11 protein-coding genes are annotated in these 21,409 nt (G+C 42.7%); 1 reads left to right on the forward strand and 10 read right to left on the reverse strand.

Annotated features, from left to right (window positions below):
* Positions 1 to 4: 4 nt before the first annotated feature.
* The 3 genes from R2S08_RS05910 to R2S08_RS05920 form a co-directional block, all read right to left on the reverse strand.
* On the reverse strand, positions 5 to 3,631 hold the full coding sequence (locus tag R2S08_RS05910; RefSeq protein ID WP_316834273.1) for a SusC/RagA family TonB-linked outer membrane protein: 3,627 nt from the start codon (positions 3,629 to 3,631) through the stop codon (positions 5 to 7).
* A 150-nt stretch (positions 3,632 to 3,781) separates the two neighbouring features.
* Entirely contained in the window at positions 3,782 to 4,993 is a 1,212-nt protein-coding gene (locus R2S08_RS05915) for a FecR family protein (protein WP_316834274.1), read from the reverse strand.
* Between the two features lie 83 nt (positions 4,994 to 5,076).
* Positions 5,077 to 5,682, reverse strand: a complete 606-nt coding sequence (locus R2S08_RS05920) for an RNA polymerase sigma-70 factor (protein WP_316834275.1) — start codon at positions 5,680 to 5,682, stop codon at positions 5,077 to 5,079.
* Between the two features lie 925 nt (positions 5,683 to 6,607).
* Between R2S08_RS05920 and R2S08_RS05925 the strand changes: the two genes are divergently transcribed.
* Positions 6,608 to 7,228: a hypothetical protein gene (locus R2S08_RS05925; RefSeq protein WP_316834276.1), complete on the forward strand. Its 621-nt coding sequence runs from the start codon at positions 6,608 to 6,610 to the stop codon at positions 7,226 to 7,228.
* A 6-nt stretch (positions 7,229 to 7,234) separates the two neighbouring features.
* Here R2S08_RS05925 and R2S08_RS05930 read toward each other — a convergent pair whose 3' ends face one another.
* The 7 genes from R2S08_RS05930 to R2S08_RS05960 all read right to left on the reverse strand — a co-directional run bounded on the left by R2S08_RS05930 (position 7,235) and on the right by R2S08_RS05960 (position 21,405).
* Positions 7,235 to 9,442 (reverse strand): alpha-galactosidase, encoded by a 2,208-nt coding sequence (locus R2S08_RS05930; RefSeq protein WP_316834277.1) that lies wholly within the window; start codon positions 9,440 to 9,442, stop codon positions 7,235 to 7,237.
* 12 nt (positions 9,443 to 9,454) lie between these two features.
* Positions 9,455 to 12,115: a carboxypeptidase regulatory-like domain-containing protein gene (locus R2S08_RS05935; protein ID WP_316834278.1), complete on the reverse strand. Its 2,661-nt coding sequence runs from the start codon at positions 12,113 to 12,115 to the stop codon at positions 9,455 to 9,457.
* A gap of 72 nt (positions 12,116 to 12,187) precedes the next feature.
* Positions 12,188 to 13,729, reverse strand: coding sequence for a RagB/SusD family nutrient uptake outer membrane protein (locus tag R2S08_RS05940; protein WP_316834279.1), 1,542 nt, complete (start codon positions 13,727 to 13,729; stop codon positions 12,188 to 12,190).
* Positions 13,730 to 13,747: 18 nt separating this feature from the next.
* Positions 13,748 to 16,837, reverse strand: coding sequence for a TonB-dependent receptor (locus tag R2S08_RS05945; RefSeq protein ID WP_316834280.1), 3,090 nt, complete (start codon positions 16,835 to 16,837; stop codon positions 13,748 to 13,750).
* Between the two features lie 185 nt (positions 16,838 to 17,022).
* Positions 17,023 to 18,624 (reverse strand): solute:sodium symporter family transporter, encoded by a 1,602-nt coding sequence (locus tag R2S08_RS05950; protein ID WP_316834281.1) that lies wholly within the window; start codon positions 18,622 to 18,624, stop codon positions 17,023 to 17,025.
* 2 nt (positions 18,625 to 18,626) lie between these two features.
* Complete coding sequence (locus R2S08_RS05955) at positions 18,627 to 19,643, reverse strand: GntR family transcriptional regulator (RefSeq protein ID WP_316834282.1); 1,017 nt, start codon at positions 19,641 to 19,643, stop codon at positions 18,627 to 18,629.
* Positions 19,644 to 19,725: 82 nt separating this feature from the next.
* Positions 19,726 to 21,405: a PNGase F N-terminal domain-containing protein gene (locus tag R2S08_RS05960; protein WP_316834283.1), complete on the reverse strand. Its 1,680-nt coding sequence runs from the start codon at positions 21,403 to 21,405 to the stop codon at positions 19,726 to 19,728.
* Positions 21,406 to 21,409: the final 4 nt, after the last annotated feature.

The raw sequence follows: 21,409 nt of genomic DNA on the forward strand, positions 1-21,409 counted from the left end.
ACTTTTAAATTCCAACTTTTAGAGACAATGTAAACTGTTGCGGGATAGGCAATGCCACACCACCGGAACCAAAGAACTCCGGATCCTGGCCTTTTAGTTTTTTATCCGCATAGATCAGCCAGATGTTGTTGCCCTGCAGTTTTAAAGACAATGAGTTTACCCCGATCGTCTTTGCAAATTTCTTAGACAGATCGTAACCCACAGCTACCTGTTTAAGGCGTACAAATGAGCCATCTGCAACCCTGTCTGAAGAATAGTTATAAGCCGTAAACGGATATTTACCAGACAAAGACTTGATCATCAGGTAATCGGCTATTGCAGGCACATTGGTCATGTTTTCATCTCCAGGTAAAGTCCACCTGTCCAGAAATTCTCTTGGCATGGCTTTGCTGTCGTCATAACTGGTAGAGAAAACATTGTTTAACCTGATCTTGTTACCCGTTTGGTAAGAAACAAAAAAGTTAAAATAGAAATCTTTATATCTAAATGTATTGGTCCAGCCACCAGTAACCGGAGGATCTACCGGGCCTTCATATTTCAGGTAATCGGTTGTGGTACTTTGAACATACACACTGGTATTGAGCTGTCCATAATCGTCTATAAAAGTAGGTACGCCAACACCATTCAGTTTTTTGAAGTCGATAGAATATAAGCCTCTTACCGCTCCACCTTCTTTAGGACCGCCTTCTGGTACAATTAAATCGTAGATACGTGGCTTGCTTTTTAAGTTCGAAATCCTGTTTTTAGAGTATCCGAAGGTAAAATTCGTTGACCAGCTGAAATCTTTTGTTTTGACTGGCATACCACCAAGTGTAATCTCTACCCCCCGGGATTTCATATCCGCATAATTGGCATATTTGGTGAACTCCCCTCCAATACCTGAAGTACGGAAACTTCCGATCAGGTCAAAACCATTTCTTCTGTAATAATCAAAAGAGAAATTTACACGGCTTTGAAATAGCCCCAGGTCCACACCTATATTCGTTTCATATTGTTTCTCCCAGGTCAGTTCAGAATTTTCCAAACCATCCAGTTCAATCCTCGGCTCCACTTCAGATAACCTCGGTCTCAAGGTTGTGCTGTTGGTCAATACCACCGATGAATTGGTGGCACTTCCCATACTTGCGGTTAATCCGTATCCTAACCTCATTTTTAAAAAGCTGATGGTTGGAATCTTCTTAATAAATTCCTCTTCGTCCACATTCCAGGCGCCACTTATGGTCCAGGTCGGCAGCCATCTGGCTTTGCTGGTTTCTCCCAAACGGTTACTTCCATCATACCGGTAGGTACCGTTAATAATGTATTTTGAATCGTAAGAATAACTTCCGTTAGCAAAGAAGGCTGCATATCTATCATAGAACTGGTCCATTCCATAATAATTGTAATTGCCTTCCAGTTGCATTTTTATAATGCGGTAATCAATGAAGGGTTTACCGCCCTTATCATATTGGTAGCCGTAACCATTGCTGAAACTGTTTTGACGGTTTGCATATTTGATCTCCTGGCCAATAAATGCACTCAGGGCATGCTTACCATAATCATGTCTCCAGTTGATCTGATTTCTGACATTGAAATTCAACAGATAATCATCATTCCTGTTGTAAAAACCACCCTGTGGCAATACCGTTTCTTTATCAATGATTTCCGGATGATCGGGGTCATCATACAAGAAAATATTGGCATTGGTGATGGTCGAGTTCGGCATATAGCGGTAAGCCGCTGCCATATTGGAATATTCAGTAATCTTATGCTCACGTGTGGTCTTTACATAACGCATCGCACCGACAGATCTGAATTCAAAATCTTTCAGGAATTTATAGTTCAGTTCCCCCTGTAATTTCATATCAATCATATCCAGGTCGATATAATTGTTATCCAACTCTTTTATAATGTTAAAAGGTGCATAATTACGGGTAAAGTACTCCAGGTTTCCATTTTCATCATAAGGCCGTAAAGTACGACTGGTATTCAATGCATAACTAAATGGGTTAATGTCGAAATCGCGGGTATATTTACCTTCAACAACATTGCTGGTACGGCCCAGTGTTCCCGGAGCCCTTTGCTGGCGGAAAGCGCCTGTGGCCAGGATACCAATATTCAATTTTGGTGAAAGGGTATAGTTTCCGCGCAGGTTCATCGTATAACGTTTGGCCTTATCCGCAATGGTCCAGCCATTGTCGTTATAATAACCCATAGAGAAATAGTGCTGTGATTTCTCAGATCCCGAAGAAATACTCAGGGAATGTTCCTGTACGAAAGAATTCCGGAAAAGTACATCAAACCAATCGGTATTTGCTTTCGCATATTGCTTTAAAAATGCAGATCTTCCTTCCGGGGTATTCTCTACACCAAACTGTCCTGAAGTTGCATCAAAAGTATTGATCTGCTGGTACATTTTAGCAAATACACCGCCATTCATACCGTTCACAATATTTGGCGATAAGCCACCTTTACGGTAAACTTCAGCATACACAGACATCTGATCTGCTGAATTCATGATATTATAAGTATCGTAGCTTGGTTTCAAAAAGCTGGAAAAGTTCCCGCTATAGTTGATCGTTGTATTTCCGGCTTTACCTTTTTTAGTGGTGATCACGACCACACCATTCATTGCTCTCGCTCCATACAAAGCCGTTGCAGAAGCATCTTTCAGGATATTGAAGCTTTCAATATCATCTGCATTGATACCCGCAACCGATGAACCAAGTAAAGTGGTTGCATCTCCGCTGGAAAGCTGATCATTGGAAATATTTACAATATCTTCCAGCACCACTCCATCCACTACCCAAAGCGGCTTGTTCTCACCTGAAATGGAAGTTGCACCACGGACACGTATTTTAGGCGCCGCTCCAAAGGTTCCGGAAACATTTTGTACCGATACCCCTGCCACTTTACCTTCCAGCATACGACTCACATCGATTACTCCGTCTTGTTTGATATCCGAACCTTTAATGGTCGTTGCAGCACCGGTAAACAATTTCTTTTCAATGTTCTGAAACCCCGTAACCACCACCTCAGTAAGGGCATTGGTATCCTCACGCATCTGAACACTAAAGGTGTTTTTTCCGGTAACAGGAATCTCCTGACTTTTAAAACCCAGCATGCTTACCACCAAAATATCTCCATCCTTTACCCGAATGGAGAAGTCACCCATTTCATTGGTAGAGGTGGCCAGTGTAGCGCCTTTAATTCTTACCGAAACACCAGGTAAGCCAATACCATCATTAGCCGACACCACTTTTCCGGTAACAACCCGCTCTGGTGCAGCAGCAACATGTACCGCTTTAACCAGGATGTCTTTGTCTTTAATGGTAAAAGTTAAATTCCTGGGCTCAAAAATAGATTTAAGCACATCAGCAATTTCTTTGTCTTTTACCTGTACGGTGATGGGTCCGGTGCGTTCCAGTACCTCATTACCGTAGATAAAATCGTAACCAGTTTGTTTCCTTATTTCTTTAAATAGTTCCTTCAAACTGACATGGTCCTTGGAGAGCGTTACCCGCTGGGCAAAAGTGGTTGCTGATGCCTGCAGGGAAAGGACCAGGATTAATATTCCTGTGAGTTTCATAACCAGTATGGCAATTTTATAAGGGGCAATAGCGCTCCTTATTGAATGTGAATAATCATTCATATATTTGATTTGTAGGGTTTAAGTATTGGTTGATTGACACAATGAATAGGGTAACCCTTCAACCCTGCCGCCAAGCAGGATTTTTTGACCTTTCCGGGACGCAATCCGGAAAGGTTAATTTTTATAGGTTAACCTCTAGAATTTTAGTAATTATTTCTTCATAATCATCTCCTTTCCTGTTTTAACAGTGATTTGTTTCGCTTCAACTTCAAATTCCAGACCGCTGGTTTCTTTCAGCATTTCCAGGATCTTGGATAATTTCTTTGTCCTGGAGATCATCCCTGTAATGTACAGCCCGGGCTTTACATCCTGATAAACGACCTCTATATTGTACCACCTCTTTATTTGGCGCATGACCTGTTCAATGGGGGTATTGTCAAACTGAAAATAACCGTTCTTCCAGTCTGCAACCTCCTCCGGATCAATATTTTTCAGGCTGATATGATCTGAACCACTGCTGAACAAAGCCTGCTGGCCCGGAACCAGCAGCTGAGAATTTCTCTCCAGGTTTACCCGGACAGAGCCTTCTGCTAAAGAAACCTCAGATCTGGGTTCATCTGCATAAGACATAATGTTAAAATGCGTGCCTAATACCGTAACTTCTGCTTTTCCGGCTTTTACTTTAAAAGGATGGTTCTTATCCTTTGAAACTTCAAAATAAGCCTCTCCGGTTAAAGTCACATTTCTTTCGGCTCCGGTAAATACCGCCGGAAAGGATATCGATGAACTGGAATTCAGCCAAACCTGGCTGTTGTCTGGGAGAATGATCTTGTATTGACCCCCGGAAGGGGTACTTAATGTATTTATATAGGACTTACCTGCAACATCATCTATATTCGCGGAGGCCGCATCATACATCAGCATACCATCCGCTGTTTTCCTGATTTTGGTACTTCCCTGACTGGCCAGCAGCCCATCATTACTCGCATCAAGAATGATCTCTTTTCCATTGCCGAGTTTAAGTACCGCTTTATTGCTCCCCGGTTCTTTATCACTATGGTGTAAAACGACTGCTTTTGACGTCATTTTCAAACGCTCAGTACGTTCTTTCCAAATCAGCAGTCCTGTACCAGCAATGACTGTCCATACGGCCGCTATTTTCAATACCTTTTTCCATAAGGGCCGGATCTTCCTTTCTTCTGGTGCAGAGACAATTCCTGTAAACATCTCATCCCAGTTTACCGTATGCACACCTGCCCCGGGCACAACGGTTTTATACCGCTGCTCCATTTCTACCTCTAAACGACGGTTGTATTCATCCAGTTCCAGGTAATTAAAAAACTCCTTTAATTCCTCCTGGCTTACTGCCTTGTTTATATATTTTTCGAGAAGGTATTCAAACCTTTCTGTTGTTCTCTCCATCAGGACAAATCGCTGCTATTTGTGCAGTACTATCCTATAGTTACATGAAAGTGCTTAAAGGACCGCCCTAAATTGATTTTTTTTTAAAATATTTTTTTCAGAAGGACAAAAAGTACCATTAAATGGCCTTCCTGTGCTAAAAAGAGGCGAACATATCTTAAAACTTCAACCATAATATTTTTCACCCTGCTTTTGGAAAGTCCGGTTTCTGCAGCAATATACTCATGGCTAAGCCCTTCCTCCCGACACATCCGGAAAATTTTCTGTTTCTGTTCAGGTAGCCTGGCTATGGCTTCATCTATGCGTTTCTTACTTTCACGAAACTCCATATCCTCCTGGGTTGAATTGCTTTCGGTTTGCATATTTGCCAGGATGATCCGCTGCATTTTTTCATCTCTGATGACATTGCCTATATACCGCATGGTTTTGTTCCTCACCAGGGTATATATATAATTTCTCGGATGTTCCACGCTGGTCAGACTATTCCGCTGCTGCCACAGGCTTAGAAAGGTTTCCTGAACAATCTCTTCGGCATCTGCTCTGGAATGAATAAAATTTTCTACAAATGTGAATACCCTGCCTTTATAGGTATCAAAGACCTCTTTAAAAGCAGCTTCATCACCCATAGAAATCTTATGGAGCAATAGCTTTTCATTGATCAAATCATAAACTACCCCATGGGTTGCCATATTTATGCTTTAATTTAGTTCGTTTAGGAATAACAGTTCTTTAATTCAAGATTTCTTATGGAAATAGCAATGAATTGTTTGGTTTGGTATCGCAATTTAGTAATATTTAAAAAAAAACAAATTTTTGTTGAAATAATTTCCAGGATATATGGAAATAAATTACAGATCTATCTTATAAAAATGGCTTTGCAAGAAAAGAAGGATGAGTTCGAAGGCTGGTTAAGTTTAGGAATGAATTATGCAGGATCTTTTATCTTATAAAAAAAAGAAGGATGAGCTCGAAGGCTGCTTAAGCTTAGGCGGGCAGAAAAAGCCCGCAAACCTTAAAAGGCCTTCTCCCTTCATCCTTCTTTTTTTTCTGGGTGCATAGCCTGAGTTCCCGTATAAATTCAGCGGTTCATCACTACTCAATCCATAACCAGGATTAAAAAACAACCATCTAAAATTGAAAAATAACCAGTTTAAATCATCCTACATCCAAAGACGTAACAAAGTATCAATTGGCTTAATATAAACAGGGATCAAACAGGAACCAAACAGGGATTAAACAGGGATATAACAGGGATAAAATACCTGTTTAGCTCCTGTTTTTTCCTTATATATTATTTGTTTAGTTTTTATTTACCAATAACCACTATTATATCAATGATCAACCAGATACAATCCAAAACCTATAGAAAAACCCGCACCCAACATGGTCTCCTCCCTCCCTCTGCAATTTGCTAAGGAAAATTCTCGTACGCTGCGGAAAGGCCTCAGAGATCTGCGGGCTTCTTCAGCCCGCCTGATATCGTTAGCCCTGAAGCAGCTGTACAGAATTTTCCGACATAATTCAGCCCACCTGATATCGTCAGCCCCGAATCAACAAGCTAAATTTTTCAAAATTCACCTCTTTATATTTTTATGCTGTATCTTTAATCTGTCTATGAACACTCAAGAAAATAACATCCCCAGAGAAGCCCTGCGTGCTGTTGCAACTGGCCTGCTCCTCATGTCTGTATTCACTATGATTTGGAGTTCGATCGCAAATGGTGGTTATCAAGGTCAGGACCGACATTTGTTCCTGTACCTCTGCATCATCATCGTTCTTGTCTTTATAGTCAATAGCATCAAATTGTTTCGTCTCTCCTCAACACTGCCATTATCTTCCTCCGACCAGCAAAATCAGGAGAAAAAAAGATCAGGAAAATGGTTTGCTATCATTTTTGGTCTTGAAGGCATCAGCATTCCAATTGCGATCAATATTGCCATATACATGCATCATCCAGAACTTTCCATTCCACTTATGGCGCTGGTGGTGGGTTTGCATTTTTATCCCCTGGCCTGGGTATTTAGAAGAAAAATAGACTATTATCTAGCTACCTGGAGTTGTATAATTGCTATTTCAGCCATTTACTTCAGCCTCCATCAGACCTTCTCTCAAAGAAATATATTAGCAATGGTAGGCACAGGACTAGCCCTTGCTACCATTGCTTATGGGGTTTATATGATTTATAAGGGCAGGAAGATGGCCATAAAAGCGCTGCAGCAGCAATCAGCCATCTAAAATTCCCTACAAAGCTTCTATTTGCACAACAACACTAGTCCTGTTCAGATCAAGCAACGGGTTAAATCCAACTTTCATTAAAAAATCACCAGAATAAACCTGCTCACCAGACAGAGCAGAAGACGCGCCCGGATACAGGTTAACCTCTTTAAGTCTGTACTTCCTGGCAGGATCCAAACCTTTCAAACGTACAGGCAATTTACTTCCTTCATCATACCTGCTGCTCACCAGATAATTAAAAACAACCCCCTTAGACAGGTCATCCGATAGATACAACATGGATGCCACACTGCCTTCCCCAGGATTGGCCAGCCTGTATTGATTACCCTGCCAAATGGTCGGTTTCAAATCATTATACACCTGTATCGCCTCTTTGCAAAATTTCAGGTCATTCCCCGAAAGTTTACTCACCACGATATCAAATCCCAGTTTACCCATCATTGCCACATCCGTGCGGAACTTAAGTGGCTGCTTACCCCAATCGGTTACGTGGTTGGAACTGCTGATGGCCGGGTAGAAATAAGAATATTCCCATTGCATAAAAATACGCTCCAGAGGATCTGTATTGTCACTTGGCCAGAATTCGGTAAAATACTGCAATGCAGCATAATCTACCCTGCCACCGCCACCAGAACACAACATCATAGGCACCGTTGGATATTTGGCACGGATTCTCTCGAGCACCTTATACAAACCCCGCATATACTCAATATAAAAATGGTTCTGATTTTTCAGCGTAGCCGAATGGGCATTGTAAATTACCGCATTGCAATCCCATTTGATATAAGCCAGTTCCGGGTTTTTAGTAAATAAACCATCTACAACGCCATACACAAAATCCTGCACCTGCGGATTACTCAAATCCAGGACCAGCTGGTTCCTGAAATAATATTCCTCCCGCTTGTCTTCCTTAACCACCCAATCCGGATGCTTTTCATAAAGCTCACTTTTAGGATTCACCATTTCAGGCTCAATCCAGATCCCAAACTTCACTTCATTATTTTGTGCCTCTTTGATCAGCGAAGCAATGCCATTAGACAATTTCTTTTTGTTCTCCTGCCAATCGCCCAGACCCGCGTGATCATCATTTCTTGGATATTTATTGGCAAACCAACCATCGTCCAGCAGAAAAAGATCAACGCCCAGTTTTTTTGTATCCTTCAACAAGTCTGCAAGCTTGTTTTCATTGAAATCAAATTGCGTAGCTTCCCAGTTGTTCAGCAAGGTAAGCCGGCTTCCTTTTCCATCCAGCAATTTGTAATTCCTTGCCCAGCTTTGAAGTTTGCGGCTGGCCGCACCTTTACCCTGATCAGAAAAGGTATATAAAAAGGCCGGTGTCTTAAAGATTTCACCTGGTTTTAGCGTATAAGGAGAGGCATAGTTATTGATTCCTGCAATGATCCTCAGGTTGTCCTGATAATCTACTTCAAGATCGATCCTGAAATTACCACTGTACTCCAGTGCACCGTACAATACATCGCCCTCATCTTCCCCGGCCGGTTTATCTAAAGAAACCATAAATACAGAAGGCTGGAAAAGGTTAGCCCGGGTACCGAGTTTGGTATCCAGTGTCTTGATGCCATGGGTCAGTTTAGATTCTTCCGGCTGCATTTCTTTAGCCCAGTCTCCATGGTATTGTTTTAACCAATAACTGCCTGCTTTTAAATGAAGATTGGCCGAGGCAAATTTGTGCAGGACCACATTCCCTTTTTCCTGGTGGCGGATCTCTGTCCATTGCTCTATCACATCTTCATTATAATACACCTGGTAAAACAGCGTCACTTCAAATGCATAAACCGGATCCTTTAAGACTACGGATAGCAATTTCACCCCTTCTTTTACATCGGTGATTTTGTGGCTCACATATTTAAGGTCCAGGGAATTGTTTCCATCTGCATGCGTAACCGTAATGGCAGGTTCCATAAGATTCCGGGAACCAGATGGTGTATACACAGAATTTAACAAGCCTGTATAATCGCTGGTCTGTCTATATACAGCCGGTACATGGGCATACTCTCCGGTGCTGGTTAGTTTTTTACCAAAATAAATGGTGGAGAGGTCCTTCCTGGCACCCACCTGAAGGGCCAGTGCATTATTTTTTGATTCTATCGGAATCACAAATGCAGACTGTGCCTTTGCCATAAAGGTACTGCCTGTACCGATAAAAAAAACAAAGAAAAATGGTTTAACAAGGAATCGGAATTTAAAAGTCATATCAATGGGTAATTATTTTTTAGTGAGTTCAAATCTTAAAATACGGACATCTGCCGCAGGTATAGTTTCTTCCAGCGTCGTTCCGGCTGTACCTGTTTGACCTGTCCAGAGTTCTTTATAGCTGCTTCCACTTAAAAGCACACCCGGAATGGCTGTTACCGGGATACGGAGATGGGCTTCCTCCTTACTGTAATTGAATAAGGCCAGGTAAAGGTATTGACCGTCTTTTCTGAAAAAAGCATTGGCTGCCTTTCCACCTTGTGCGGGATAAACGGGCTGGAAAGACTGTCCCGAACGGGCAATTGCATTGACATCGGGATTGGTGAGGAATTTAAGGGATTTCGTTTTCGCTTCCATGCTCCCCCCCGCACTCAGGTCATCCCCCGAGATATAGATTCCGGTTGTTACGGATGAAGTTACCCTGGAACGGTTCTCTGCTTCAGAATGTCCTTCCAGGACAATATGGTCTGCATCATTGTACAAATACACCTTAGAGAGCCACCAGCCATAGGTAAGCGAGTTCATGGCGTATTCTATTTTTTCTGTATCTCCAAAAACATCACAGGCAATGCGCCTGGACTGTGCATAATCTGCCGGGAAAATTGGCGATATGGCCTGATTGAGGTAAATACTATCGCCCAGTACTTCCCTCAGGTATTTCATTCCTTCGTTGTAGGCCTGGATTCCAGTGGTCACTTTTGGATTGTAATAGTGATCGGCCTCCAGGGAAGCATGGGCCAGGAAATCGACTTTCATAAATTTAAAACCGAGCCGTTTAAATCTTTCCAGAGATCTTTTAATCCTGGCTTTGGTACCCGGATGGGTTGGATCAATAGCCGCAGCACCATCAATATATTGCTTGTTACCATGTGCTCTGAGGTAAAGGTCCTTATACATATAAGGCGTTCCCTCTATAGTCCTGGTACTGTCTCCACCCCAATCGGCAAAGGGACCATAGTAACCACCGGGAATCTGGTTGTTCTTCCTGCACTCGTTTACAAAAGCAGTCAGCTCTTCATCTGACCGGTCTTCAGCTCCGGCATCGAGTCCAATATAGGTGATTCCATCGTTCTCAAAACTTTTATCCCTAAGCGCTTTGGCAAAAAAATCAGACACTTCCACCGCTTTTTGACCAGTCAGGTTGAACTGAATCTTGCCCCAGCTGTTCCAGCCAAAGGGAACGCCTCCAGGCCATTTCAATCTTTTATGTAAACCAGAATTGACTGCTGCAAAATCATTCATTCCTTCTTTCCAGTCTGTATATGAACCTACAAACATTCTGGGCGAACGCACCAGCTTGCCGCTGATCTTTCCATGAGGCAGGATATCCCTCGATGTCGCATAAGTAAAGCCACCATAAGCTTCCAGACGACGGAGTGTATTGCCTTCTGTTGCGGTCACCACACCTGTTTTCCAGTTATCGTGGTCTACAGAACCAATCACCAGCCCCTGGTTTGATTTTTCATTAAACAACACGGATACTTCATGACTGGAGACCACCTTACTGAAAGGAAAAGCTACATAACGCACCCATTTGTCGTTGTCAAAAGGTACAAATAAGGCATAATTATTTCCTGAAGGAAGAACCTGAAAAGAGGTCTCAGATTTTAAGGGGGCCATATAAGCGCTGCTGAATGCTTCATTGCTCTTTACAGAAAGCCTGCTCAGGATAAATCCTTTATCTGCATACAACCAATATTCCTGGATCATCTCCGGAAGTCCCTTTGCAGTGGAATTTACGCTAAAAAGTGTTCCGCTACCGAGCTGATCTGTAAAAGGTTCTTCTTTGATTTCATGTGTGGAATAATCCATACTGGAAATCACCTTTGGAATATGGGCTTCTGCATAAACATTAGAAAGAATCTGTTTTCCAAGGGTATAAAAATCGGCCGTACCGGTTTTAACATTGTAATTGATATAGGTATTGCCTTGACCCAGCTTTCGGATATCGGCTGTTTTTTTAACAAATGTTGAAGCGGTAAAATTTAAAGCTGCACCATGATCTTTAGCCCCTGCAGTTCTGGAATGGGGAAAAATAAGCTGACCGTTTGCAAATGCAGAGAGCAAATAATCACCTTCCGGAACATCATTGATCCGGTAATTTCCGGCAGCATCTGTGCTGACCAGACGATCCGCGCCTCCCCGGAGTTGCACCTCTACACCTTTAACAGGTTTCCCGCTTTTGTCTTTAATGGTGCCTTTAAAGCTCAAGGACTTTACAGGGACTGTACCATAGGCAATCCGGTCCAGATCTGGACCACCTTCTACAGGATTATCAAAAGATACCGTATTAAGACCTGCTTTCAGCGGAACAAAGATTTGCTGCAAGCTGGACTGCTCTGCCGGCGCAATACGCCGGAAAACAACCTTCTGCGGAACGCTCTCCTGGTTGACCCGAACGCTCAGGCTCCGGTCATCCGAAACCCTGAAATAGACGGTTAAAGGATAAAGACCTGCCTTGGGTACTTGCAGACTAAAAACGGCTGCACCATTTTTCAGATCTCCCAGACCAGCTACTTTATTTCCACCAGAACAGGTGGAACAGGCTTCTATTCTTGCACCATTAGACAGGTTTGCAGCTTCGGCTTCTATAAATTTTTCCTGAGCCAATAGCTTTTGATAAAAGCCGCCCGATAGGCCAAGGAACGTAATCAGCAAAATTCTTGTTCGCATCTTGAGGTAATAATTTGGGTATTCAATGATCAATATATCAATAAGTCTTCATACAGTTATATCTGCTTATTCTTAAAAGCCAGGATTTTGCTTCAGTACACCTTTGGACAGATCAATATCCTGCTGTGGTATTGGAAATAAATTGTGTTTTTCTGCTACATCAGCACCTTTTGGATTGCCTTTATCATAAGGATCTGTACTGGTGCTGTTGTTATAGGTATAAAAATCCTTAACGACTTGCACCAGACGGTGTTGCCTTACCAAGTCATAATAGCGATGCCCTTCCATAGCCAGTTCCAGTCTTCGCTCCAGCCAGATGTCATTTAACAATTGCGCGCCGGAAGAACTTCTCGGAAGAACGGTACCTGGATTCAGGCGGTTGGCTCTTTCCCTCACCATATTCAGGCTTTTCAAGGCTACAGCCTCGTTACCGTTGCGATAAGCAGCCTCTGCATCAATGAGCAGTAAATCTGCATAGCGCATCTGGATGATATTTAACGGTGCATGGGAGAGCTCATTTGCCGGGCGGTCTGCCGGAGCCAGATAGAATTTTCTGCTGATCCTGCCGGATTCATTTTCAGACAACTTGGTATCATAATGTGAATAATCGAAATTCGGTGTAGGTGCGCCAACGTTATCTCCCTGCTTAATAATGGTCCATTTCAATCTCGGGTCGTTCTCTTTCAGAAATGCCTGCTCCAGATGGCTTGAAGGTGTATCAAAACCCCATCCGCCATCGGCCCTGCTTCGCGTCAATGTGGTCAGTGCGGTTCCTAAATTGAAGGTCTGATCTGCGTTGTATTGAAATTCAAAGATCGACTCCACGCCGTTTTTGTTACGCACACTCCAAACATTGCTAAAACTTGGTTCCAGGCTATACTGTCCCGAAGCAATTACCTGATCCGCATACTTTTGTGCCTGTGCCCAGTTTTCTGTAAACAGATAAGCCTTTGCCAGATAAGCATTGGCTGCTCCCTTGGTGGCCCGTCCGATCTGGTCTGCGCCTTGCGCCGCTCTTTCTGGTAATACCGCTGCTGCATCAGAGAGGTCTTTAACAATCTGAGCGAAGCACTCTTCTTTACTGGACCTGGCTACGGAAAGTACAGCCTGAGGATCTGGAACATTCAGCACCAAAGGCACGCCTCCAAAGCTCTTTACCAGTTCAAAATAACAGTAAGCCCTTAAAAATTTAGCCTCCGCAATCAGTCTTTGTTTTACTGCATTGTCTATCATAGAGGTACTGATGCCCTCGATAGCGAAATTACAATTGCCTACGCCCTTCCAAAGGTAGCTCCACCTGAAGCCAAACCATTCATTTGTTGCATCAAAGTGATAACGGGCAATATCGCCAAAAAGAGACTGATCTCCCGGAATTGAATTGCCTTTAAAAGCGTCATCACTCAAGGCATCGCCCATCATTTGACTTCTGTCCAGTTCATACCACTGGTCTGAATGTGTTCCAAAATAGCAGGCAATCACAGCGGCCTGGCAATCGGCCTCTGTTTTAAAGTAATTATCGGTATTCTGACGGCCAATAATAGGCTGATCCAGAAACTTTTTGCAGCCTGCAGAAAGCGAAGCAATGGCGATGAGCATGAATATATATCTTTTCATAATAAGTTCTCCAAAAGTTTAGAATGTAAAATTTAACCCAAAAAGAAAGGTTCTTGAAGTTGGATAATTACCCCAATCCAGTCCTCTGTTCAATGCGGAACTATTGTCAGTCCATTGCGTACCATAAGCCAGTTCAGGGTCCAGGCCTTTATATTTAGTTATGGTCAGCAAGTTCTGAGCACTGGCAAATACTCTGATCTTTCCTGCCTTCTCGCTGTTAATGGTGTAACCTAACTGTAAATTCCTCAACCTGGCAAAAGAACCACTTTCAATATAGAAATCATTGAATTTAGAGTAATTGCCATTGTTGTCAAAAGCGGCAATACGAGGTGTGGTATTAGAGGTTCCCTCGCCATGCCATGCAACACTTTCCAACCCTGCAATTTTATTGTAATTGTTACTTCCCGAATTGGTATATCCTTTCAATACATTCACCAGATCTCCACCCAGGTTTCCTGTAAAAAAGACGGTCAGGTCGAAGTTCTTATAGGCTGCAGTAAGGTTGATACCAAAGGTAAGCTTTGGTGTAGGATCGCCAATAAAAGTACGGTCTGAAGAATTGATCACACCATCGCCGTTAAAATCTTTAAAACGGAAATCTCCTGGCACAGCATTTGGCTGGATCAAGGTACCTGCAGCGTTTTTATAGGAAGCTACTTCTCCTGCATTTTGAAAAATCCCATCTGTTTGAAGTCCATAAAAAGCACCTACCGGATGCCCCTCCCTGGTTAAGCTGGTGGTTCCAAAAATAGCCGTATTACCTGAAAGAATATCATTTCCCTGGGCCAGCTTTTTGGCTGTAGCCGTGTAGTGTGTGGCATTCAGATTGATCCCATAACTAACCTCTCCTGCCTTATCCTGATAGCCAATACTAAATTCAAATCCTTTGGTTTGCATGGTACCTACATTGGTCCAGGGTGAGTTGCCACCAAAGCCCGCATAGGCAACAATCAGCTGGGTAGCAATCATGTCTTTAACATTGCGAACAAAGTAATCTCCCGAAAGGGTTAATTTATTATTGAGTAAACCGGCATCAAGTCCAAGGTTAATGTCTTCCACCGTTTCCCATTTCAGATCGCGGTTAGGAACAGATGTTCTGATCACACCAACCTGTGAGGCACCTGTTGCCCCCATAGCACTGTAGACCGTTCCTAAATTGGATACATATTGTCCAAGTGGAACGGCACCCTGGTTACCTACCTGCCCGTAACCAGCCCGGATCTTCAGATTACTCAGCCAGGCTGTATTTTTCAGGAAGTCCTCTTTAGACACGACCCATCCTCCTGAAAAAGCAGGAAAAGTTCCCCATCTGTGTTCAGGTGCAAAAATAGAGGAGCCATCGGCCCTTACACTTGCAGACAGCAAATATTTATCCTTATAACTATAGTTGACCCTGCCCAGATAAGATTGCAACGTACGGACATTATCAAATCTGGAACCATCTCCCACGCCGATATTAAATCCTCCCGTTGATGCTACTGGATAACGCAGCGTCGGATCATTGGATGGAATACCCTGACCGCTGGCAAATAACCGTGTATCTATAAATTTCTCATTGGTAAAACCAGCCAGTACCGTCAGGTTATGATCGCCAAATTGCTTTTTATAGGTCAGTGTATTGGTATTGTTCCAGTACTTGGAAATATCATGTTGTCTGCTCGCTTTATTGACCAGACTGTATTGTGTGGCACTGATGTTATAGGTGGGTGAAAAACTATTGTACTCATACAGGTCACCGTTCACACTAAAGCGGGGCTCAAAAGTCAGCCCTGGAATAATTTCATAGCTTCCATAAATACTCCCAACCAGGTAAGTGTTTTTTACATTCTGAAAATTCCGTTCCACCACTGCCAGGGTATTGGGGATGTCTGTTGGAGAACTGCCGTAGTTGTCAAATTCACTGGAACTTCTTTGAACCCTTGCAGGCGTAACCGGATCGGCAAGAATGGCATTCTGAAAAATAGAATTGCTTCCCCCAGGGTTTGGTGATGGTGTTCTGCCTGTTCCTGAAATGTTAATATCCTGTCCTACTTTGATCTTCGGGCTGATCTTATATTCTGTTTTCAATCGAAAATTGACTCTGTTAAAGTCTGTGGTCCGGATCAGCCCCTTTTCTTTATAATATCCTACACTGCTCGCGTAGTTCAATTTTTCAGATCCGCCCGTCAAGCTTAAGTTGTAATCCTGTGTTACTCCCCTCTGCGTTACTTCGTTCCACCAGTCGGTAGAATTGGTGATCGCATTGATGTCTTTATATACGGGTGGATTTCCTGAATTACCAGCCGCAAGATTCATAATGGAGGCGTATTCTTTAGAATCTGCCATTTTTGGTTTACGTAAAGGATCAGAAAAACCAGTTGACGCATCAAAAGAAATTGTGGTCTTGCCCTGTGTTCCGGAAATGGTTGTAATGATGATTACACCATTGGAAGCCCTGGACCCATAGATCGCTGAAGATGAGGCATCTTTAAGGACATCTAAACTGGCAATATTCTTCGGATTTAAAAAGCTGATGTCTGTTAAAGGCACCCCATCTACAACATACAGTGGTGCATTAGAGCCAAAAGTACTGATCCCCCGAATAAAGACCTGAGGACTGCTTCCTGGTTCACTTCCCGAAGCCACAACGGAAACCCCGGATACCTTTCCCTGTAAAGCAGAACCTACGGTTCCGACCGTCATTTTAGACAATTCCTCTCCTTTTACGGAAGAAATGGCTCCGGTAATATTGGATTTTTTTTGGCTGCCGTACCCAACCACAACGACATCGTTAAGCATGCGTCCCTCTTCGTTGGGTTTCAACTGAACATGTATAGAATTTCGGTTACCTACCGTAACTTCCTGCTGGTTATAACCAATAAAGGAAAAAACCAGGACAGCATCTGGGCCAGGAACTTTGATACTGAAGGTTCCATCATTATTGCTTACTGATGTTTTAGCTGTACCCTTCAACTTTATGGTCGTACCAGGTAAGGGGCCGCCCATTTCATCAAGGGTTTTCCCTGTGATGGTTTTCTCTACATCCTGCGCTTTTAAAAGAATTGGAGAAATGGTTAAAAAGATCGCACAGAAAAACATCAATTTGAATAAATCGTAAAGTGTCTTCATTTTTAGGATTGGTTTAAATTTGGTTATTAAGCATAGAATAACCTATACTATTCTATACTATAATTTAAAGATTGTAAAGTTTAAGTGTAAATGCAAATCTTTTTTTCCGGAAATCAGATCAGATGACCAAAATGGAGACCAGATGGCTCGTTAAAAACAGGGCTATAAATCATTTTAACCCTATTTTATCCCCTAACAAGACCAAGCGGAGAAAAAACAACAAAAACAAATATCATCAACAAAATAAGTACCGCTGCCGCCAGGTAACGATATTTCCAGGGCTGTACTTTATTGATCATCGTCTTTGTAGACTCATAGGGGTGTTGCATTGGATACAGGCGCCCGATCAGGAACATGATCGCCATTGTTGCCACGAAGAGAATGGCCATTAAATGAAGAAAATGCATTTGCACCGGAAATACAAAGTGCAGGAATACATAACAGATGATATAGAATACAACTGCGACCTTTGCAGCCAAAGGAGGTATTCTCTTGGTGATCATCCCAACAAGGATGATGGTGAAAATCGGAATGCTGAAGATTCCGGCGATTTCCTGCAGGTAATTGTAAAAGCCTTTGTCTGCAAAAATGATAAAGGGCGCAATAAACATCGCCAGAAGAGAAATAGCCACCTCAAAAAGTTTTGCTATTTTAACAAGCTCCTTTTCTGAGGCGGGTTTATTTTTTTTAATCCTTAATGGTTTATAGATGTTGAGTACAAATAAGGTGCTGCTGCTGTTTAAGCCGGCATTGTATACCGTAATGGCAGAGCCTAATATAACGCTCCCTATTAATCCGATAAACAAGGAAGGCAGTGCATCTTTAATCAGCAAAGGGAAAACCTGGGCCGTATTGGTCAGGTTTGGATACAAATGGACAGCAATAAGCCCAGGGACATTGATCAATAAGGGGCTCAGGAGTTTTGCAATACAGGCCAGTGCAATCCCTTTTTGAGATTCGCTGAGATTTTTAGCGGCCAGTGACTGCTGTACAATATATTGCTCCATCCCCCAGTAATAGATGTTCACCACCAGCATCCCGGTAAAAATAGTAGAAAAAGGAACGGCATCTGTTGCACTGCCTATAGCGTTTAAATGAGAAGTTTTAGAGGAAATAATAGTGTGCAAACCATCTATAATACTCCCCTGTCCAAGATATCTGAGCCCATAGACAGGAAGGATCACTGCAATGATCAGCATTCCAAAACTCAGGATACTGTCTGAAACTGAAATGGCTTTTAACCCGCCCAGAATACAGTAAGCGCAGCCTATACCTCCCATGATCCAGACCAGGATCCAAATGCCCTGCCAGTAGCTGATATGCAGCACCTGACTGATATTAAACATCCCATTAAAAGCTACCGCACCTGCATACAATACTGTTGGCAACAGATTGACAATATAACTGAACAGAAAGACGATAGAGACCAGTCGTTTGGTTCCTTTATCATACCTGGCTTCCAGAAAATCGGGTGTGGTGATCATTCCGCTTCTGAAATAAACAGGCATCAGGAATTCAGAAACCAGCAACATAGCCAGAACAGAACTGACGCCCCAGCCAATGATGGTCATGTTATTGATGTAAACCGATTCATTTTCCCCTATAAACTGATTGGCGCTCAGGTTACTCAAAAACAGAGAGCCCGCAACCAGCAAATAACTGTTGTTCCGGTTGGCCAGGAATAAAGAAGTGGTATTGGTGATTTTGACCTTCCGGCTCTTGAGCCAGGAAAAAAAACCAACCAACAGCGTACATACCAATAAACTGATTACAGCTGATGTATTCACTTCTACAATGAATTTCGTCTAAGCAACAGCGTAGGCATAACCTCTTGTATTTTTTGTCTGTCCAATACAAATCCGGCAGCCTTTTTTCCCATCTCTCCAAAATCTACCGAAAAAGTGGTGATGCCATTACAAACGATTTCTTTTACCGTGTCATCGTTATGGGAAAGAATACCCACGTCCTTGCCCAATTGGAGGTTCTTTGCTATTGTATCCTTAATGATCACCCACAATTCTGAATTGTTGATGGTAAAATAAACCTTCCCTGCTTTTACAGAGCCTGGTACATAGGTCGTTTTTACCGTACCCTTCACCTCAAAATCTTTTAGAAAGCGTTTAAAGGCTTTTAGAATATCTATAGGTTCTGCAGAGGATGGTTTAAAGAAAAATATGATTTCTTCAAACGCCTTGATCCGTTCACTTAAACTTGCAAAAGCCTGATAGGCCGGCTCTTCAAATTCCTGCACAATATAAGACACTTCCTCGTCTACCGGCACATAACGATCAATCATCAGCAAACGGTTGGTGGGAATGGACTTCAGCAGTTCTGTGGTTTTCGGATGTGGAATCGGCGCAATTACATACATTCCATATTTACCCTTCATATTAGAGAGGATACTTTCGAAGGTCTCGATATTATTATGGTGAAAAAAGATGTCCAAGTGCACATTCTCTCCAAGTCCTTCTTTAAAATTTCTATAGAGGTCTTCCTGAAAAACATCAAAATTAAACAATACCAGAGCCACCTTCAGAATTTGCTCTGTATCTTCTATGGCCACAAAATAGCCCAGACGATTGGTAGACTTGATGATACCCCGGTTGATCAGCTCTTTATAAGCTTTTGCAATGGTTTCCCTTGCAAAACCAAATTCCTTGATCATGGCGTTTACCGAAGGCAGAATCTCTCCTTTGGAAACCAGCTTTTCATCAATGGCATTTAGAATCCCCTGAATCAGCTGTTCATTTTTGGAGAGAGAATTGATTTCGGTAAGTTCCCTTATTTTTTGAAAAATAAAATTCATGATCAATAATTATATTTGGCTCTGTACTACTCTATACTACTTTCCAAATATGGTAAAGATAAATAGTTTTTGCAAAATTTAATTATTCCTGGTCGCCAATCAGCACACCAGAAACATTCCATGCGCTGAAACTTCCGCCTTCCGGCTTGCCTAGTGGGATCGCCACCTGGATCAGGTGCTTGCCTGGCTTCATATCCGGTAAAGGAATTTCTACGGGAAGGGTAAGTGTGCCCGGGCACCAATTGGAACGGCTTAAATCTGATGAAGACAAACCATTGCCAAAGTTTCCAGAGGCCGGGTTCAGCATGCGGTAGGTTGCACAGTCTTCTCTCCAGGGAATAAAGTGATAAGTGCGGCTGCCGTCTACAAATATTTCATTTTGTTTAGGAACAAATTCGTCGCCGTTTTCCCAGCCACCGTGCCCGGTGGTCAGGTACCTCAATTTCAGGTTCTTTACCCCTTTTGGCACTTCTACTGCCACGGTAAGAGAATCCTTATCGAATAGTGTTCCATATTCCTGACCTGCCATTTCCATAAGATTTGTGGTGTTAAATACGGGCATCATCCATTTTTTATCGCGCTTTTTATCCTCTCCATCATCTCCGGGATAGTATTTAAAGTAAAGACTGGCTTTATGTCCGCCTTTATCATAGTTCCCTATAAAAACACCAATCCATACTTCTCCCTGTAAACTTGGCAATAAGGTGGTGATGTCTTGTTTGTAGACCACAGAATCGGCCCAGTTGTAACCTTTGATCTTCGCCTGAGCGTTAAAATGCCCCACCCCAAAGGAGGTAAAGAACCTCATCAGTTCTAAAGGTGGCAGATATTGGTCTGTTGCGGTAATCCCCTGGTATTTCTTTCCATTTCTGGCATTATACACGGGCAGCACCTGCAAGCCGTTCTGGAGTGCTTTTAAAAACGACACTTCACGGCTTACCGGAATCATAAAAACAGAACCTGTACGGTCATAAGCATCTCCATTGGAATGCTGCACCAGTTCTGCAAATAAATGCTGTCCTGGCAAAGCAGAAGGCAGTTTCACTTTTTTCATGATCACTGTACCACCGGCAAAATGATAGGTGGTATTGGCTTGCTCTCCCGTCGGATTGTCTATTTTACGGCCAAAATTGATTTGCTCGTCGTTAAAGATCTGCAGTGTCATATAACGGCTTTCGATTACCTGGCGCTGATAAGCGGGCTCATCCAGCAGGATTCCCCATTGGGTGGGCCATTGCAGTTCTTCCGTTTTAATTTTACGGTAAGTGATGTTTTTAGCTACCGTTTCGGAATTCCCATTGCGAATGGTCTTGAGCACCAGCCCAAGCCCTGGAGCAATGGTAATTGCCGGGCTGCCTTTTATTTTCAAATCGGTATTATACCAGATTTCAATGGTATTGGAACGGATGAAGAGCTTTGCTTTTTTACAGGGAATACCACATATGGTGTCTATACCCGGCAGCAATTCAGCCGAAGCATATTCCGAAAATGGCTTTTTAAAAGTATACTGGGAGCCTTTACTGTTCAGCACCTGATAGCTGGCGGCCTCATCAAACTGCAGGAACTGCTGCTCTGTTTGGGCACCATTCCTGGCCAGGCGTGCCTGCTTATCTTTAATAAATAGTTTCAGTTCTCCGTCCTGATCTTTTCCATTGCTGCGAAATTTATAGGTCACTACAGCCTGGGTTGCATTGGTGTTCTTTTGGGCAAATAAGGAGGTGCTGATGAACAACAGCACACAGCCGATAAACAAGGTTCTCATGGAG

It is taken from the genome of Pedobacter nutrimenti (assembly GCF_032678445.1).
Lineage (GTDB): Bacteria > Bacteroidota > Bacteroidia > Sphingobacteriales > Sphingobacteriaceae > Pedobacter > Pedobacter nutrimenti_A.

Bases quoted from the DNA above. Each gene is read 5' to 3' on its own strand.
- R2S08_RS05910 (WP_316834273.1), bottom strand. From the start codon at position 3,631: ATGAATGATTATTCACATTCAATAAGGAGCGCTATTGCCCCTTATAAA.
- R2S08_RS05915 (WP_316834274.1), bottom strand. From the start codon at position 4,993: ATGGAGAGAACAACAGAAAGGTTTGAATACCTTCTCGAAAAATATATA.
- R2S08_RS05920 (WP_316834275.1), bottom strand. From the start codon at position 5,682: ATGGCAACCCATGGGGTAGTTTATGATTTGATCAATGAAAAGCTATTG.
- R2S08_RS05925 (WP_316834276.1), top strand. From the start codon at position 6,608: ATGAACACTCAAGAAAATAACATCCCCAGAGAAGCCCTGCGTGCTGTT.
- R2S08_RS05930 (WP_316834277.1), bottom strand. From the start codon at position 9,442: ATGACTTTTAAATTCCGATTCCTTGTTAAACCATTTTTCTTTGTTTTT.
- R2S08_RS05935 (WP_316834278.1), bottom strand. From the start codon at position 12,115: ATGCGAACAAGAATTTTGCTGATTACGTTCCTTGGCCTATCGGGCGGC.
- R2S08_RS05940 (WP_316834279.1), bottom strand. From the start codon at position 13,729: ATGAAAAGATATATATTCATGCTCATCGCCATTGCTTCGCTTTCTGCA.
- R2S08_RS05945 (WP_316834280.1), bottom strand. From the start codon at position 16,837: ATGAAGACACTTTACGATTTATTCAAATTGATGTTTTTCTGTGCGATC.
- R2S08_RS05955 (WP_316834282.1), bottom strand. From the start codon at position 19,643: ATGAATTTTATTTTTCAAAAAATAAGGGAACTTACCGAAATCAATTCT.
- R2S08_RS05960 (WP_316834283.1), bottom strand. From the start codon at position 21,405: ATGAGAACCTTGTTTATCGGCTGTGTGCTGTTGTTCATCAGCACCTCC.